This is a genomic window from Bartonella sp. HY406, assembly GCF_025449315.1.
Lineage (GTDB): Bacteria > Pseudomonadota > Alphaproteobacteria > Rhizobiales > Rhizobiaceae > HY038.
Window position 1 is genome coordinate 1 of sequence record NZ_CP104893.1, and the last position, 18,680, is coordinate 18,680.

Below are 18,680 nucleotides of genomic sequence, written 5' to 3' on the forward strand. Positions count from 1 at the left end.
AAATAAAATCAATTGGTTATTGCGCTTATCCACAGGATGTGGATAGGTGTATATAACACTATTTAGAGTCAAGACCATATTATAATTTTTTTTTAAAGTTGTAGTTTTGCACGCTCACCTCAATCTCAATTGAAAAAGCTGTGTTGAATCAAAGTTGATGGTAAAAAATCTAATCTAATTGCTGCAAAATTGAAAAAAACATTGGACAAAAAAGAATCGGATTCAGCACTTGCAATGCTCCCAGCGATTTTTGTAATGTGGTCTACACACCGGCAAGATAAGAGCTGCGTTAATAATTATGAATATGGCGCTTATCACAGTGATATCTAAAATTTGATCTAAAAAGGCATAGTCCAACTCTATTTGTGTTTGGGCTTGATGAGGATTTTTGTGCTTATATAAACCACTTGAAAAGTGAGCTACTGCTCTATTTTATTTAGATGGTTTTATTAGGCTTTGGAATGATTGGCATAACTGCATAGAAATATTGCAGTTGGTGGAAAAATGAATTTGCGGCAATTCCGCATAGAAAATATGAAATTTTGCGATTTCAGTTTAAAATCTATTGGTTAATGTGTTAAGAGTAAAAGGCTAAAGATGATGGTAAATGTTGACTTGAACAATATGGAAGAAAATTTTGGGAATTCTTCTATAGACCCATCATTGGAGAATAGCATGGCTGAGGGAATGACCAATAATATGATAATTTCTGATGAAGATGGTGCAAAAGCCTTTGAACGTGTTGCGGCAAAATTAAAGGCACGGGTTGGTGCTGAAGCCTATTCTAGCTGGTTTGGCCGTTTAAAATTAGCCGAATATATGCGCAATCAGGTTCGCCTTTCTGTGCCAACTGCTTTTTTACGCTCATGGATTAACAACCATTATGCTGTTATCCTTACAGAATTATGGCGCGAAGAAAACTCTGCTATTATGCGCGTTGAAGTAATTGTACGCGGCATGAATCGCGCTCCAAAACCAACAGTTAGTGCAAATATTGCAAATGAGCCTCAACTAAGTGAGCAAGCAACACCGGTTGCCAGTCCCGCGCGCAGTGAAAAGACAAGCTCTAGCTATTCCAATGCCAGTATTTTTGGCTCTCCGCTTGATCCTCGTTATTCCTTTGAAAATTTTGTTGAAGGTGCAGCCAATCGCGTAGCTCTTGCCGCTGCCCGCTCTATAGCTGAGGGGAGCCAAGGCGCATTGCGTTTTAATCCACTTTTCATTCATGCTGGCGTTGGTCAAGGCAAAACCCATCTCTTGCAGGCAATTGCAACTGCTGCCTTAAAACACCCAACACCGCAACGGGTTGTTTATTTAACTGCTGAATATTTCATGTGGCGTTTTGCAACTGCCATTCGCGATAATGATGCCTTATCCTTTAAAGAACAGCTTCGCGATATTGATCTTCTTATCATTGATGATATGCAATTCTTGCAAGGTAAGTCTATCCAGCACGAATTCTGCCATTTGTTAAATACTTTGCTTGATAGCGCCAAACAAGTAGTGGTTGCAGCGGACCGTGCACCAGCCGAGTTGGAATCGCTTGATGTGCGTGTACGTTCACGCTTGCAAGGTGGTGTATCGCTTGAAATTGGCTCGCCAGATTATGATATGCGCCTTGAAATGTTGCGTCGCCGTTTACGCACCGCTCGCCAAGAAGAACCAAGCATTCAAATTGGTGAAGATATTTTATCTTATATTGCCCAAAGTGTTTCAGGCTCAGGCCGTGACCTTGAAGGTGCCTTTAACCAGCTTTTATTCCGCCAATCTTTTGAGCCAGAACTATCCATCAATCGTATTGATGAATTATTAGGCCATTTGACCCGTAGCGGTGAACCAAAGCGCATTCGCATTGAAGAAATTCAACGTGTAGTTGCCCGCCATTATAATGTATCCAAGCAGGATCTATTATCTAATCGCCGCACCAGAACTATCGTTAAGCCCCGCCAAGTTGCAATGTATCTTGCCAAGATGATGACACCGCGCTCATTGCCAGAAATTGGCCGTCGTTTTGGTGGTCGTGATCATACCACCGTTCTTCATGCCGTGCGCAAGATCGAGGATTTGGTTGGCGGCGATCAAAAGCTGGCGCAGGAATTGGAATTGTTAAAACGCCTTATCAATGATCAGGCAAGCTAAGCCTATTGGGTTAATTTTTTAAAAAGCGTTTGAGCTTAAAACTTAAACGCTTTTTATTTAAGCCAAATAATATCTCATAAAAAAAGCCTAATTTGACATTGTCAAATTGGGCTTTATTTTGGATATCAGCAAAAAATCAATTATCGGTTTTATTTTTAAAAATCAGCACACGGATAATGGCGGACAAATCGGCAATTGCTTCAACAAGGATAAAACCATTCTTGTCAAAAAGATCATTTACATCTTTTTCTTGGCCCATACCAATTTCAAGAGCAATATAGCCATCATCATTTAAATGATTGCGGCTTTGTTCAGCAAGTTGGCGATAAAAATCAAGACCATCATCGCCACCATCAAGGGCGCGCATTGGATCAAATTGACGTACACCAATATCAAGCTCTTCTATTTCCTTATGGGGAATATAAGGGGGGTTTGATGCAATAATATCAAATTTTCCAACAATATTTTCAAACCAATTGCTATAAAGCGGTGTAAAGCGCTGCTCTACACCATGTCGAGCGGCATTGCTTTTTGCCATATCAAGCGCATTTTGTGAAATATCAACGCCAATAGCGTCAACTTTTGGCTCTTCACAAGCAAGGGTAACCGAAATAGCACCGCTACCGGTGCCCATATCAATAATTGTGACTTTGTCCTTTTGTTGTGCAAGTGAACGCACATAGGGCAAAAGCACATCAATTAAAGTTTCGGTATCAGGGCGCGGCTCTAATGTGTCGCTATTCAGCCAAAAATCACGACCATAAAAATTGCGCTTTCCCATGATGCGATGCACAGGTTCGCCATTAAGTCGGCGCCTGATAATGCTGTCCAATTCCATCACTAATTGATGGGTAATCACCAATTCAGGATTGCTGACGCGGTCCAAACGGCTTGTCGCAGTAAGCCAACTTACTAGCAAATCCGCATCAAGTTCGGCAGTGGCAATATCGGCGTCTTTAAAGGCTTGTTTTGCACTCAAATAACATTCTTGCAAGGTCTTACTGGTCACGCGTCACTCATCTCTGCCAATAATGCACTTTGATGATCAGAAATTAGCGCATCAATAATTTCATCAAGATCGCCAACTATAATGCGGTCAAGCTTATAAAGCGTGAGATTAATCCGGTGATCTGTCACGCGGCCTTGCGGATAATTATAGGTGCGGATACGCTCAGAGCGATCGCCCGAACCAACTTGGCTTTTACGCGATGCTGAACGCTCGCTATCGGCCTTTTGCCGTTCCATATCATAAAGACGGGCGCGCAAGATTTGCATGGCGCGGGCGCGGTTTTGATGTTGGGATTTTTCCGCTTGCACCACCATAATACCGGTTGGAAGATGGGTGATGCGCACTGCCGAGTCGGTAGTGTTGACGTGCTGACCGCCGGCGCCTGATGCACGCATGGTGTCAATACGAATATCTTCATTGCGAATTTCAATATCAATATCTTCAGCTTCCGGCAAAACCGCAACGGTTGCTGCCGAAGTATGGATACGGCCACCCGCTTCTGTTTCAGGTACACGCTGCACGCGGTGGACGCCTGATTCAAATTTCAACTTGGAAAACACACCCTTACCGGTAATAGTCGCGATAATTTCCTTAAATCCACCGGCATCGCCTTCACTGGTTGAAACCAATTCGACTTTCCAATTATGTTCGCTAGCATAGCGCTCATACATGCGGAAAAGATCACCGGCAAAGAGGGCAGCTTCTAAGCCACCAGTACCTGCACGAATTTCCAAAATAGCGCTGCGCTCATCGGCTGCATCTTTTGGCAAAAGTAAAATTTGGACGGACTTTTCCAAATTTTCAATTTTTTCTCTAAGTTCGGGTAACTCCGCCTCAGCAAGATCACGCATTTCTGCGTCTGTATCACGGTCATCAAGCATGGCTTGCAAATCTTGCAATTCGCTAAGGGCGCTATTTAAACCACGAATCTGAGTGACTATCGGCTGCAAATCCGAATATTCAGAAGCAAGGCGCACATAGGTTTCAGAATCGGGATTTTGTGACATCTGCGCTTCAATCATTTCAAAGCGTTTTTCCAATTGATGCATGCGATCCAGTGGCAGTGATACCATTGCTTATTACCTGACCTTGAATAAATTTTATAAAATAAATAGCTTATGCAGCCTTAGCATAGCTATATATTTGAACTATTTGATCACTTTTATCCAATCTTGAAGATTTTATTAAAGCGATTATGGTTGCAATCCTGTTTTAAGCTATATACGCGCATTTATGCGCTTTACAACCAATTTATCAATGGCTTGGTATTATTTTAATGTTTTTCCATATGGTTTCGCAGCATAAAAATAGCAAAACAGAATAAAGTGAACGATCCTTTATTGGCTTTTTAATTGATTAAGGCTAAGATCAATGGAAGTTAAAAATTATTGCATGGCTTTTCACCAACTGCCGGTTGACTAAATATTGGGTCGTTGACATCTTTTGGCAGTTTTTAATTTAATCTATGTTAAGTTGCTCTATCGTGACACAAATTTTAAGCAGTTTAAAAAAAAGACCGGATCAATATCCAAAACTAATGGTTTTGGCTGTGATGTTTGCGCTTGTTTTTTCGCTTAATATAATGGCGCCGCCATTCATGCAGTATAAAATGAGCAATGAGATAACCAATGATATAAGTAGCGATAATGCTAGAATAGCGCTTATTGATGTTCATTGCCATGACACAAGGGACGTAGCTAATCAGTCCTCACAACTACCGCATCACTTACAAGATTGTTGTCGCTTAATGGCCGGCTGCGCCTTTTGCTTTCCCCCTATCGACCAATTTTATTCCTACAGCATAATGCCAACCAAAATTACTATGGTTTTAAGCCATGATGTTTTTATGGTGCAAAGCAATTATCTACCGCCATTACCCCCACCTAAAGTGTCTTGATTGTATTTTTTGAAGTTTAAGCCTTGGCAAAAATGGCTTTAAGGCTTTTAAAAAATTAACTTTCTTATATTAGGTGTAAATTATGAATCGTAGAAAAATTCTGCAATTGCTGGGCTCTGGCGCCCTCATGGTAACGGTTGCCCATAAGGCTTTGGCACAAAGTGGACATCAAGGGCATGGCGACCATTCGGGTCATGGTGCAATGGATCACAATAAGATGGATCATAATAGCCATGGTTCCATGCCCGCCATGTCGAATGATTTAGCGGATTTAATGCCGCTTGATAAAATGCCAAGCAAGCAGCCTTTGCAGCCCTTAAAGCTTTTGAAAAATATCGCTAATAAGCAAGGCGTATTTATAGCGAATTTGGAAGCAAAGCCAATCAAAGTTAACTTGGCTGACGACAAGGAAACTGAAGTTTGGGCCTATAATGGCCAATTGCCTGGACCACAAATTATAGTCTATGAGGGCGATACGGTTGAAATCCATTTTAAAAATTCACTATCACAATCAACTACAGTACATTGGCATGGTTTACCAGTACCGCCGCAAGAAGATGGCAATCCCCATGATGCGGTAAAACCGGGAGAAAGTCGTATCTATCGCTTTACTTTGCCGCAAAATTGCGCCGGCACCTATTGGTATCATCCTCACCCCCATGGCGATGTTTCGGAGCAAGTGGCAAAAGGCCTTGCTGGTAGCTTTATTGTAAAAGCCAAAAATGATCCTTTAAATGATTTATCCGAGCAGCATTGGCTTATTTCAGACTTACGCCTTGATAAAAACGGTAATATTCCTGAAAATACCATGATGGATTGGATGAATGGTCGCGAAGGGCAGTTTGTGTTGATTAATGGTCAATTACAGCCACGCATTAACGTCAAATCTGGCGAGCGTATTCGCATCTGGAATGCTTGTTCAGCCCGCTATTTGCGCCTTGCCATACCTAATTGTCAATGGATTGTGGTTGGTAGTGATGGCGGCCTTTTGGAAAAGCCACGTCCTGGCGTCAATGAATTAATGCTTAGCCCTGCCGAGCGAGTCGAGGTGATTTTACAAACAGATAAAGACCAATCGTCACAATTGGTAAGCCATTATTATGACCGCCAAAAAATGATGGTAACTGAGCCGCATGATGATGTCCTGTTGGCAGATATTTCGATTGATGCAAGCCCAGTTAAATTACCAGATTTCTTGCGAAAAATTGACGATTTTGGTGCAATTACTGCAACAAAAAGCGTTGAGTTTTCGGAAGCGGAAATGGATCACGCCCATATGGATATGGGCAATGATAAGGCTAAACAAATGGCCATGCTGCAAAATATGTTCAAGGTTAATGGCAAAACCTATGATATGGATCGGATAGATTTAACCAGCAAGCAAGATGCGGTTGAAGAATGGCAAATTTTCAACAATTCTCATATGGATCATCCTTTTCATCTTCATGGCACGCAATTTTTAATTATTAAGCGTGAACTTGATGGCAAAGTAACCGATGAGCCGTTTAAAGCCTTTAAGGATAGTTTTAATTTGCGCCCTTATGAAAAAGTAACCATAAAGGTTAAGCAAACAGAAAAAGGCATCCGCATGTTCCATTGTCATATTTTAGAACATGAAACCCTTGGCATGATGGCCAATTTAAACGTTATTTAAACCAATATTTAACCCATATTGAACTCTGTCCTGTTTTCACAGCAGGACAGAGTTTAGCTTACAGCCATATTTCTTCATTGATATGTATATTATGTAAAAAGTCTCGGTCATGGCTAACAATAATTAACGCGCCGTCATAGGTGTTTAGTCCGTTTTCTAAGGCTTCGATGGTTTCAATGTCCAAATGATTGGTTGGCTCATCAAGTAATAGCAATTGAGGCGGCGTATCGCTACCAATTGTACAGCAAAGACCAGCCCGCAATTTTTCACCGCCACTTAAATCACCAATTATTCTTTTTGCCATAGTGTTGCGAAAACCAACCCGCGCCAAAGCCTCAAAACATTGGCGATCATTGGCCATGGGGTTAAGCCGTGCAAAATTATCAAGCAAGGTAGAATTGCCATCCAACAAAGATACAAATTGGTCAAGCATGGTAAAGCGGACAAAAATACTTGCATTGCCGCTTTTCATCGGCAAGGTACCACTCAATAATTTTAATAAAGTCGTTTTACCGCTACCATTTTTACCATGAAGCGCAAGGCGTTTTGGTCCGTAAAGCTCGAGATTGAAATTTTGAATAATATCATTATAGCCACCTGTTAATTCATTTGCCGATAAAACCAGCTTTTGTGGCGCTAGCTTGGTCGGTAATAACCTAAAAGCAATCGGCAATTTTTTGATCAAAGCAGATTTTGCAACCGTCATTATATCTTGCGTTTTACTCAACAAAGCTTGGCATTGTTCAATAGTTTTGCCGCGAGATTTTTCAGCATTATTCTTTGCCTTATCTAATGACATTTTTGGAATATTAGCAGTTTTGTTCTTGCGTTTCCCGTTTTGGTCGCGCTTATTTTGCCGCTCAATAAGCTTTATGCCTTTATTTTTAACATTTTTTAAATCAACCTCTGCCTGATGAACATCGGTTTCAATTTTGGCTAACCTTTGCATTCTATCGTGATAATAAACACTATAATTACCGCTCACTTGATAAAGATCCGTTAATGATAATTCATTGATTGTGTCCATATGTTCGAGTAATTGCCGATCATGACTGGCAATGACAATAATGCTTTTTTGTACAATCAAAGGATTTTGGGTTAATTGTTGAATTAAGAAATCTCGTGCTTCACTATCAAGATTATTACTTGGTTCATCCAGCAAAATAAGCGGATAGTCGGCACAAAAAAGTCCAATAAGTCTAGCGCGTATGATCTCACCGCCACTTAAATTACTAACCAATGTATCAAAATTACGGTTATTAATCGTGCTTTGTTGCAAAAGATCGTTAAAATCTTCCAATGCAGTCCAGTTAATCTCATCGCTATCAAAAGCTAAAAGCTCGCCTTTTTCAATTTTCTCAAGCATACGCAAATCGTCACCAAGACCAAAGAGATCTGCAAGGGTGGTATTGGTGCTATCTTTAATGTTTTGGTTAAGATAACCAATTGGATTTGGTGTTTGAAGCACACCACTTGTTGGCTGTTTTTTGCCGGCAATTATGTCAAGAAGGCTGGATTTACCAGCCCCATTTTTTCCAATTAAGCCATGTAAACCAACAGGCAATACAGCATTGACATTGGAAAACAGCCAATCACCATCAGGTAATTGATAGCTAAGTGATGTTAAGTCGAGTATGGGAGAATAAGCCATGGAAAACCACCTTTTCATAAAATATAACGAATAATTTTATGAGTGGATTGCGCACGACACTTATTCCTTTATTGCAATAGGACTATTTTGCACCAAAATTTTAACATGAAAATCCTAAGCTTACCATAGATTTGGCATAACAATATTTAAAATAGCGCTATTTTTCAATAAAATTACCATTACTGTCATATCTATTTCATTGCATCTTTTAAAGAAGCAAGGCAATTTGCATGGCAATTGCGCTTTTATTATTTAAATCTTTTTGGCATTTGAATATAAACGCAGGAATTATAAGCATACGGGGCAATGATGGTTGATCTTAAACAAACAACTTTATTAATTCGGCAACGCATAAGATTGGCGACAGAAGGCATGATTGGCCGCGAGCAATTGGCCGAATTAATGGTTTTAGGCGCGATTGCCGGCGAACATTTATTGGTGATTGGTCCGCCCGGCACCGGCAAAAGTGCTGTGGTGCGTCGTGTGGCTGATTGCTTTGGCGGACGCTATTTTGAATATTTGCTTGGCCGTTTTACTGAACCATCGGAATTATTTGGGCCGGTTGACCTGCGAAAACTAAAAGAAGGCAAGGTTGAAACTGATATTTCTGGCATGTTGCCTGAAGCTGATATTGCCTTTCTTGATGAGGTTTTTCTTGGCTCTACCGCAATTTTAAATACTTTGCTTGGTATTTTAAATGAACGGCGTTTTCGCCGCGGTCATACCGAACTTATCTGCCCTTTAAAAATATGTGTTGGTGCGTCCAATTCCTTGCCTGACGATCCTGCCCTTGCCGCCTTTGCTGATCGCTTTTTAATGCATCTTTTTGTTGACCGCATTGCCGATCATCAATTGGAAGATATGTTAAAAGGTGGTTGGCAAGCACAAAGCCAAAATGCAGCTTTTGAAAAGGCTGGTGACCTTATTGCAACATTAAACGCACAGTTGCCAAATGTTGATATGGCAAATATGCGGCCAATTTTGGCTGATGCAATACGCAAACTGCGCCATGGCGGAATAAATCTATCAGATCGGCGTATTGTGCGTTGCCAAAATTTAATTGCCGCAGCAGCTTTATTAAATGGTCGATTTGAGGCCAGCAAAGAAGATTTATGGCCTTTGCTTTATGTGGTACCAACTGAGGCCGAGCAAAAATTTGCCCAAGATATTTTACGCCCTATTTTAGGCGATGCGGCTAATTTTTCTTTGCATGGCGCAGTCGAAGCAGTGGCAGAGCAACCGGCAAGCCGGGTTGCGCGTCTGGCTGAAATGGCGGATCTATGCCTTAAGGCGGAAGAGAGTGATCTTAGCGCAATTGAAAATATCTTGCGTGAAATTGATGTCAATTTTGCAAGTGATGCAGTGCCGCAAGAATTGCTTGGCTTGCGTTCCCGCTTGCTAGAGCGTTTGCAGGAAAAACGCCATGGCGAAGTTTAATTGGCAATGGCAAGCGCGGCCAAATGGTCTTACGGCCAAAGGCATGGTTGTTTTTGGCCCAGCAAGTTTTGATTTGCTTGACCGTTTGGAAGCCATTGATGACAGTGCGCGGCAAGCGGCCTTACAAATTGTCGGCTTTCGCTATGGCATTGTGGTTTTAGGGCCATTGCAATATTTACCATGGTGCGAAAATGGCCATTATATTGGCCATGATCTTGAAGCGCCAGAATTATGGTTGCCTTTGCATAGCATGCCTAATGCGCCATTAGACCTTTTGCTTGCAGCCTTTAAAAAGCGTTTTCTATCGCCGTTTTTGCTATGGCCAGAGCCACGTCAAATCATTGATTTGCATCGGCAAATTCCTATTCAATCTTCAGTGCTGACATTATTGCGCCAAGAGTTAGAGGAAAATGCAAAATGACAATGGCGCAACAGCAAGCATCTAACCCAAATACATTAAATAGCTTATTGGCTGAGTGGCAGCACTGGCTTAAGTGGTTTTTAGCCGATTTGCAGGGTGATATCGGGCAAATATTGCATCATTTGCATCCCTTATTAACCGCGCCGCGCCCAAATGATAATGGTGGGTTATTAACCGCGCCAGGGCTTGAAACCGTATTGCGACGCGGAAATTATGCCAATTTGCTATTATCTGAATGGATGCTTGCGGATAGTTTTCCCGATGAATTTTTGCGCCGTGCTGCTCAGCATGAACATTTGTTTTTTGCGCCGCCGCCACTTGAAGACGATGGCGGTAAGAGAGTGCTTGCCCTTTTTGATGTCGGCATTATGCAACTTGGCTTGCCGCGTGTCGCCCATATAGCTTTGTTAATGCTTTTATCTCGCCGTGCGCAATTGCTAAAAGGTGAATTTTATTGGGGCATTGTGCAAAATGAACCGCAATGGCATGAATTTTCCAATGTCAACCATTTGCGGCAAATGCTCGATGACCGACACATTGCTTTAATAACAACTGAAAAACTTGATAAATGGCGCAATTTTATTGGGCAAGGCGACAAAGGCGATGAGTGCTGGTTTATCAGCAGCCAAAAATTTCATGATCAAGGTAAAAGCCTTTTTGCAAGCCACAGATTAAGCATTGACGAAACGTTTAAAGGTACATCGCTTGAGGTTGTTTTGCACCAAAATGGCCGCTCAGCAATTGAAATTGCGCTACCTTTACCCGATGAAAAGCAATGTAAGCGCCTATTATCGGCTAAATTTGTCAAAAAAGAAACGCAAGCAAAAAAGCAAACTCACAGCCTGCTTACTAATACTTCGCTTTTGTCGCCCCTAATCATTTCACCTAATGGTAAAAAAGTCATGCTGCGCATGCGCGGCGACAATGATGACCAGTTTATTGAAGTTGATATAAGCCGAATTCAGCCTAAAATACGTAAGTTGTCTTTACCACAAAGCGCACATATTGTAGCAGCTGGTTATATGATAAATGGTCATATCAGCTTGCTATTAAAAGTTGATCAAGATTATCAATTATGGGCTAAAGGCCATAAGCTTTTAAGGGGAAATATTCAAACCAATATTTCCGATTCACCTGCAAGAACAACACAAAAAATTGAACCGCTCATTGTCATGACTGATCAAAATGACTCTGGCTGGATTGCGCGGTTGTCAGGCGGTTTGACACAGAACCTTTATATAACCGATGCGACAATCAAGCCTTTGAAAGAAAATTTAGCGTTTCTCGACACTTATGCTGTGCAATATTATTCCTATGAGCATTTTTTAGTGTTGAAAAATATAGAAGAAAATTTCCGTATAGATATGATCAGTGTCAAAGATAACGTGGTTAAACAATTTTTTGATCTTGGGCCATCATTTAAAACTTCCAAGACATTTATAAAAATAGGCTATATTGACAATCCAGCTTATAAGGGATCGCAAAAATTTGTATCTGGTATGCTTGCCCAAAATAATGATGAAAGCCGCTTAAACTGGTTAAGCCGGACTAAAATTGGTGGTGAGCAGCTTGTTGAAACTCTATTCACCTTGGCCGAGGGCTGTAAGGTCATTGGCACATGGTTTGATGACGCTTTAAATGTTTTGGTACCCGTTATCTGGGACCATAAGAAAACCATTGGTGCATGGCGTGGTGATCGTTTTGAAAACTGGTATAGCGATGCGGTAAAGCTAGCTAACGCCGAAATGTGTATCTATTCGGGTACTATTGTTATGCATAATGTCGATCATGACATCATCTTTTTTGATGTCAACAGTCGGCAAATTATGGCGCATACGGGGCAGGCAAACGGGGATAAAAATGGATAAAACAATTTTTTCACCGGTGCGCCAACCTTTAGCGCAAGGAAGACGCGATGTAGCTGGCTTATGGTTGCCCCATGAATGGTATAGCGAAAGTGAGCGCCAGCGCATTATCTGGCATTACTGGCAAAAAGGCGCGCAAATTTTGCGCTTTTCAAGTAGTAGCGAATCCTATTTCAATGCAAGTGGTGATTTATTGCGATTTCCTGTTGCACGCTCAATGCTTTGTAGTGATTTACCGGGGCTACCCTTGATTGCTTATGGTGCAATGCTTGCCACTGCTGATCTTGATAAAAACGAGCAGAAAACATTGCCCGTCTGTGATTGTTGGATCATTGCTGGCAAGGAAACCAAGGCTTTAAAATTCAGTCAAGGCGCATCTATTGACCCGTCAAATTGGGCAAATATTGCTAACTATACTTGGCATGAAAGTTTTGATCTCACGCCGCCAGTGATAGAGATTGAGGAAATTGCGCCAAAGCCTAGCGGTGATACTCGTGCAATATTGGGTGATAATATTCCGCAGCCAAGTGAAAGCCAAAAAAGAATATTACAAGACTTAAAGAAAAAGGCAGCAGCTAAGAGTAATGATAGTGGCGGCTCCGTTTATGGCAATCCAAGAGAAAAAAGCCAAACTAAAAGCTCTAATAACACCGTTAAATGGGTTTTTCGCCTAGCATTTTTAGGTTTCATTGCTCAAGCACTTTTTTGGATCTACGCAAGCCGTTCAATTCCATTAAAATCAACGCCGCAAAATAATCCAGTCGCTCAACCAATTATCGAGTATAGTAGCAGCCCTTCAATTTTTTATTGGTTGGTTGTTTTTGGGTTGATGGCACTTTTTATATTTTTATTACGCAAATTTTTAATATCTAATATTTTTAATAAGATAACGACCACAAGTGTTGAGCAATATACAAAATATCAAGACAGCTTAGCAACGCGGCACAGTTACCGCCAAACTACGCGGGCGCAAGGTCCTAGCGTGCAATCAACTCATCAAGACGTTGAGCAAGAAGGCGTTAATGATGCAATAAGAGCGCAAAGTGCAGAAAGTGCAGTTGTCGAAAACCTAAACCAAGAAATGGCGTCAAATAAGCCACAAACTCAAAACAGTTCCACGCCAACGACCGAAGGCAAAAACAATAAAAATCGCTCAAAAAATAATAAAAATGGGCTTAAAGAGCGAGATGAAGATGAGATTATGCGCCCACCCTTATGGCGTTTATTGGTGGCGCGGTTGGCAATTGTTAGCAAGTTAAACCACTTGTTTGCTATGCGGCAGGCACGATATTTAAATTCTATGCTGCGCATGTTTGAACAAGGCGATATAGAAAATGCTTTGCGCCATGCTATACCGTTTTCATCAGGTCAAAGCGATGGTGGCCCAATGTTTGGCGTACCACGACCGCGAGATAATTTGCAATTAGGCGCAAAGCAGGTTGGTGGTCCATCTATCAATATTGACGAAGACGCAAGAAAGATGCTTGCCGGCTATTATTGGCGCGCTTTTACAACCCTTGATCAGCAGGGCCGCATTGAAGAAGCCGCTTTTGTTTTAGCTGAATTGCTAAATGAGCGCGTGGAAGCGTTGGATTACCTTGAAAAAAATGGCCGCAGTGATAAAGCCGGCGAACTTGCGCTTGCTTGGGACATGTCGAGTGACATTATTGTGCGACTATATTGCCTTTCTGGGCAATGGGATTGGGCTATTGCTGTTGCGCGCCGCGACCATGCTTTTGCTGCGGCGGTTTTGCGCCTTGAAAATGAGGAATCTGCGGCGAGCTTTCGATTGCGCGAAGAATGGGCGTTGTTTGAAGCTGAAAATGGCAATTTGATGAGTGCCATACAAATTATCTGGCCGCTTAAAAACCAGCGTGATCTTGCATTGCAATGGCTTTTACTAGCTGAAAAATCAGATGGTGAACTTGGTGCTGCCGCGCTTGTTAAACGAGCAATTTTACTATCAGACACGGTTGAGGATTATCGCACTAAAATAACCCAAATTATTGAAAATAAAAATCCCAAAGTTTTTGAGGCACTCATTAGCGAAATTGATAAGGCATTTTTAAATGGTGACAGTAGTGAAGGACTTATTTTTTTAACCCGCTTCATTACAAGGCCAGCCTTATTACGGCATCATCAAAACGCATTTTATCTTAATAAACAAAAGTTTTTGCGGCTTTTACATGCCAGCCAACAATCTGCTTTTGACGCTGATTTGCCAAAAAACGGTTGGGGGCAAGATGATTTGGATGCATTTAGCGCCAGTAATATTTGTGATTTTCAAGCACCAACCAATGGCAGACCACTTGATATTCATGATATAGTCTATGTCAGTGAAGGACGATTTATTGCCGCCCTTGGTGATGGCGGCGTGGTGCTTCTTGATGATTTAGGCCATCAATTGGCTTTTTATGATGTGCCTGCTTCGCAACTGGTGGTGTCGGCTTCTGGTAATATTGTGCTTTTATTAATGCAGCGCGATAATTTATATCGTATCACACGGCTTAATCTTAATGATAATAGTTTAACGCCGCTCAAAAATTTGGCTTTGCAAGCAATGACGCGCGATTTTGACGGTGTTTCATGGTCAGTTGCGCTAACGGATGGTTTTATTCATGTGCTTGATACAGCCCGAGGCTTAAAATCGCTTTGGAAAAGCGGAGAATTATCGGGGACAGTATTTAAGATCCGTTATCGCCATCGCTTTGCTGAAGGTGTGCCAACAACTGCAAAAGGCGAGCAATGGCTTATTGGTTATGGAGGCTCACAGAAAAAGTCATTCTCACTTGAAAATTGGTATTATTCGCTACCAAGCAGAACTTTACGCTCGCGTGACTTTATTCCAGACGAGGAGGGTGGGGTAACTCGTATGTTCTTGCCCGAAGATTATATGGCCTATCGCTATGGTATTCAGCAAGATGATGAAGGCAATACTGAGCTTTATTATTGTGATGTTTTTGAGCGCGCTGATAAAACGCAATTTGTTTCAATTAATGACCGTTATGTAGGAGAAAATAGTTCCGTTGCTATGTTTGGTTTTAATAATGCGTTTATTGTCAACTATAATGAATATATCTATGCAATTTCGCATGAAAATGATGTCATTGCCTCTCTCGCATGGGGTAATAGTCGCTATCGTTTGGCAGAACAGCAAAACCATTTAATTGTTTATGATGATCGCGGCCGCATTTTTCATTTTGACATGGTAAACCATACCGGCAAAGCAATAAGCGTTCAGTAAATTTATCTTAGCATAAATACAATTTTTAAAATCGATTTGGATAAACCAAATTGGACATTGGATTAGTGCGTAAAATTATAAACGGTTTAGTATTCATGAATTTTATTCATAGCAGTATGAAGAATTTAGCCTATTCCTTTCATAGGCTTTAGCTGGTTTAATCAAAACCAATAACGAACAAGACTGCTGAAAAGCCAAATTTTATCAAAGTTTCATTCAAACAACTGGAACAAAAAGGACATTTTATGCTTAGTCAATTACAACAAATGATTGTTCCTATTGCAGCTTTTACAGCTAAGGGTGATATTGCGGCATTAAAGAGCGCTTTAGATAAAGCATTAGATGAAGGGGTTACCATTAATGAAGCAAAGGAAGTTATCATTCAAACCTATGCTTATGCTGGTTTTCCGCGTAGTTTAAATGGCTTAAACGCATTGCGAGATGTTTTAGACAGTCGCAAAACTGCGGGCAAAAATGATGAGCTTGGTCGCGATATTTCCCCCATTGCTACCAATCAATCCATGCTTGAAATTGGTACAAAAATTCAAACTAAGGTGGTTGGTCAGCCGGTTAGGGGCGGGGTTTATGAGTTTGCCCCTGCCATTGATCAATTTTTGAAAAGCCATCTATTTGGTGATATTTTTGCCCGTGATATTTTGGATTATCCAACCCGTGAAGTTGCAACCATTGCAATTTTGGCAACTATCCCTGGGCTTGAAGCGCAATTGCAAGGCCATTATAATATTGGCATGAATACGGGATTAAGCAAAGAGCAATTGCAACAAATTGTAAATATCCTAAATGCAAATCTTGGCAGTGATGTTAGTAAACGCGCCCAAACAGTGCTTGACCAAATAATCTAAAAGTGAGCGGTCATTTTAAATGACTTTGCCAATTAAAAGCCCTGCATAGACAACTATGCAGGGCTTTTTTATAAGATTTTTAGAATGAATATTACGGTTCGATTGTATAGGCAAGAATGGAATCACCCATCGGGCTACCCATTGAACCATGACCACCAGCAGCAACCAAAATATATTGCTTACCATCAGCGCCGCGATAGCTCATTGGTGTTGATTGACCACCGGCGGGCAGACGTGTTTCCCATAGTAATTTGCCGGTTTTTAATTCATAGGCTCTAAAGCCACTATCAGCAGTACCTGCCATAAAGACAATACCACCAGCAGTAATTAATGGGCCGCCAAGGCTGATTGTGCCCATTTCAAGTGGAATTGGGAAGCGCTGGCCAGCAAATTCTTGCCCCTCTACGCTGCCATTTCTTTGCTGCCATGCTGTTTTACCGCTTGCAAGATCAACACCAACACGCAATCCCCAAGGTGGTGATTGGCATGGAATACCAAGTGGGGATAAAAATGCACTGAGTTTTACTGCAAAAGGTCCACCAAGATTTTCGCCCGATGGCTTAGGACCGGTTGATACCATTCGCTCATCGGCATTTTGTGGGAAGTCTGGACGTGGATAAACGCTAAAGCGGAATGCCATATTGACCGGCGTACCGAAAAGATATTGGTTTTCCGGATCAACCGCAACACTACCCCAGTTGAAAATGCCAGTATTGCCAGGATAGACGATAGATCCTTCAAGGCTTGGCGGTGTAAATGGATTGCGGTCATAACGGCTTTTACGATAGGTCATCCGACAAAGCATTTGGTCAATAGGCGTGATACCCCACATGTCCTTTTCTTCAAGAACAGGCGGAATAAAGTTGAGTGCGGATATTGGCTGCGTTCCAGCTGGAGTTTCTTGCTTAATATCAGATTTATCGGAAACCTTTTCCTCATGGACAGGGTAAATTGGCGTACCATCACGGCGATCAAGTACCCAAAGATTACCACCCTTGGTTGGCACGATAATAGCCGGTGCATTTTTGCCCTGATAATCTAAATCAAGCAGCACGGGCTGTGAGGGCAAGTCTCTATCCCATAGGTCATGATTGATGCTTTTGAAGCTCCAGCGTAACTCACCGGTTTTAACATCAAGTGCAACAAGGGCTGCAGTAAATTTTTCAACTTCAGCTGAGCGTTTTGCACCAAACTGGTCTGGTGACTTATTGCCAAGTGGCACATAAACCAAGCCTAATTCATCATCGGCCGCCATAACGGTCCAAGCATTAGGAGAGCCGGGTTCATAAGTGGCATCGCCTTCAAGCGGCTTGGTTTCATTGGGTTTTTGCGCATCCCATTTCCAAACCAATTGGCCATTATGCACATCATAAGCGCGGATGACACCAGATGGATTATCAATATAATAATTATCGGCAATTGCACCGCCAATGATTGCTAAATCATGCGAGATAACCGCAGGGGACGTCATCATAAAAGTGTCGGGATTTTGATTAGGTTGATGTTCCATTAAATTAACAAAACCTTGATCGCCAAAATCGCTACAGATTTCGCCATTATCGGCATTAACTGCAAACATACGGGCATCACCCGTGGTGGCAATAATCCGGCGAGGACAATGATTGCCTTCAACCAATTGCTTATCTTCATGATAAGATACGCCACGGCAGGTCTGGTGTTCATAAATGACACTACCTTTAACCCGTGGATCATAACGCCACTTAAGTTTGCCAGTTACTGGATCAAGGGCTTCAACAATATTATGCGGTGTGCAGCTATAAATCGTATTATTGACCTTTAAGGGATTAACCTCAAACGTATATTCGCTAGAATCATCCTTGCCTTGAAAATCGCCGGTGTGGTGTTCCCAAGCCAATTTTAACTTACCAACATTGCTGGTATTAATATCTTTTAAGGTTGAATAGCGTTGGCCAAGATTGCTACCACCATAGGCTACCCAATCATCTCCAGCCATGCGGCTTGGATCAATAGTGCTGGCAATTTTTTCATTTTGTGGCAATTCGCCGTCAAAAGTGGCAGGGTCAATAAACCAAGACACAACAGCCAATAGAATAATCACCAAAAGCGAACCACCCAAAAGCCTTGATGCGGGTTTAGTATTTTGGTGATTGTTTCTTATTGGCCGTGATACTAAAGGCAGACATAATAAAAGTCCAAACAGCACAAGAATAACGCCACGCGGGATCCATTGCCATTTATCAAAACCAACCTCATAAAGCGTCCAGATAAAAGTTAAAATGAGAGTAAATGTATAGATCCAAAGACCGCTTGCTTTTTTGCGCAAAAGCAAGAAGCCGCTCATAAGAAGGCCAAGCCCCATAATGATATAAAAAGGTGAACCACCAACCAGAGCTAGCTGAACGCCTAAAGCGGCGACAGCCAAACCAAATAGCAGGATCACAAAACTAATGATAATAAGTAGCACGCTATTCTCCCAAAACTGAAGTTTAGGTAAAAATAGATATGGAAGAGATGCCTT

General features: G+C 41.6%; 12 protein-coding genes. 8 read left to right on the top strand and 4 right to left on the bottom strand.

The window, feature by feature from the left end; all coding sequences use genetic code 11:
* Positions 1 to 675 precede the first annotated feature (675 nt).
* On the top strand, positions 676 to 2,139 hold the full coding sequence (dnaA, locus tag N6B01_RS00005; protein ID WP_262079293.1) for a chromosomal replication initiator protein DnaA: 1,464 nt from the start codon (positions 676 to 678) through the stop codon (positions 2,137 to 2,139).
* 136 nt (positions 2,140 to 2,275) lie between these two features.
* On the opposite strand, the gene prmC is transcribed toward dnaA, so the two are convergent.
* Together prmC and prfA are read right to left on the bottom strand one after the other, a co-directional pair.
* The gene (gene prmC / locus N6B01_RS00010) at positions 2,276 to 3,148 is read right to left on the bottom strand and encodes a peptide chain release factor N(5)-glutamine methyltransferase (protein WP_262079295.1); all 873 of its coding nucleotides are present in this window, start codon (positions 3,146 to 3,148) and stop codon (positions 2,276 to 2,278) included.
* Entirely contained in the window at positions 3,145 to 4,221 is a 1,077-nt protein-coding gene (gene prfA, locus N6B01_RS00015; RefSeq protein ID WP_182418322.1) for a peptide chain release factor 1, read from the bottom strand. Before prfA ends, prmC begins: the two co-directional genes overlap by 4 nt.
* Before the next feature lie 536 nt (positions 4,222 to 4,757).
* Here prfA and N6B01_RS00020 point away from each other — a divergent pair.
* Complete coding sequence (locus N6B01_RS00020) at positions 4,758 to 5,045, top strand: hypothetical protein (protein WP_262079296.1); 288 nt, start codon at positions 4,758 to 4,760, stop codon at positions 5,043 to 5,045.
* Positions 5,046 to 5,127: 82 nt separating this feature from the next.
* Positions 5,128 to 6,699: a multicopper oxidase family protein gene (locus N6B01_RS00025; RefSeq protein WP_262079298.1), complete on the top strand. Its 1,572-nt coding sequence runs from the start codon at positions 5,128 to 5,130 to the stop codon at positions 6,697 to 6,699.
* Between the two features lie 58 nt (positions 6,700 to 6,757).
* Here N6B01_RS00025 and N6B01_RS00030 read toward each other — a convergent pair whose 3' ends face one another.
* Positions 6,758 to 8,350, bottom strand: a complete 1,593-nt coding sequence (locus N6B01_RS00030; protein ID WP_262079299.1) for an ATP-binding cassette domain-containing protein — start codon at positions 8,348 to 8,350, stop codon at positions 6,758 to 6,760.
* A gap of 306 nt (positions 8,351 to 8,656) precedes the next feature.
* On the opposite strand from N6B01_RS00030, the gene N6B01_RS00035 reads away from it, so the two are divergent.
* The 5 genes from N6B01_RS00035 (at position 8,657) to N6B01_RS00055 (ending at position 16,180) form a co-directional block, all read left to right on the top strand.
* Positions 8,657 to 9,787 (top strand): AAA family ATPase, encoded by a 1,131-nt coding sequence (locus tag N6B01_RS00035; RefSeq protein ID WP_262079300.1) that lies wholly within the window; start codon positions 8,657 to 8,659, stop codon positions 9,785 to 9,787.
* Complete coding sequence (locus N6B01_RS00040) at positions 9,774 to 10,208, top strand: bpX5 domain-containing protein (RefSeq protein WP_262079302.1); 435 nt, start codon at positions 9,774 to 9,776, stop codon at positions 10,206 to 10,208. Before N6B01_RS00035 ends, N6B01_RS00040 begins: the two co-directional genes overlap by 14 nt.
* Positions 10,205 to 12,076, top strand: a complete 1,872-nt coding sequence (locus N6B01_RS00045; RefSeq protein ID WP_262079304.1) for a hypothetical protein — start codon at positions 10,205 to 10,207, stop codon at positions 12,074 to 12,076. Before N6B01_RS00040 ends, N6B01_RS00045 begins: the two co-directional genes overlap by 4 nt.
* Complete coding sequence (locus N6B01_RS00050) at positions 12,069 to 15,317, top strand: bpX6 domain-containing protein (RefSeq protein ID WP_262079306.1); 3,249 nt, start codon at positions 12,069 to 12,071, stop codon at positions 15,315 to 15,317. Before N6B01_RS00045 ends, N6B01_RS00050 begins: the two co-directional genes overlap by 8 nt.
* 245 nt (positions 15,318 to 15,562) lie before the next feature.
* Positions 15,563 to 16,180 (top strand): carboxymuconolactone decarboxylase family protein, encoded by a 618-nt coding sequence (locus N6B01_RS00055; RefSeq protein WP_262079307.1) that lies wholly within the window; start codon positions 15,563 to 15,565, stop codon positions 16,178 to 16,180.
* Between the two features lie 91 nt (positions 16,181 to 16,271).
* Here N6B01_RS00055 and N6B01_RS00060 read toward each other — a convergent pair whose 3' ends face one another.
* Positions 16,272 to 18,626 carry a membrane-bound PQQ-dependent dehydrogenase, glucose/quinate/shikimate family gene (locus N6B01_RS00060; RefSeq protein WP_262079308.1) on the bottom strand — a complete coding sequence of 785 codons (2,355 nt, stop codon included), beginning with the start codon at positions 18,624 to 18,626 and terminating at the stop codon, positions 16,272 to 16,274.
* Positions 18,627 to 18,680 lie beyond the last annotated feature (54 nt).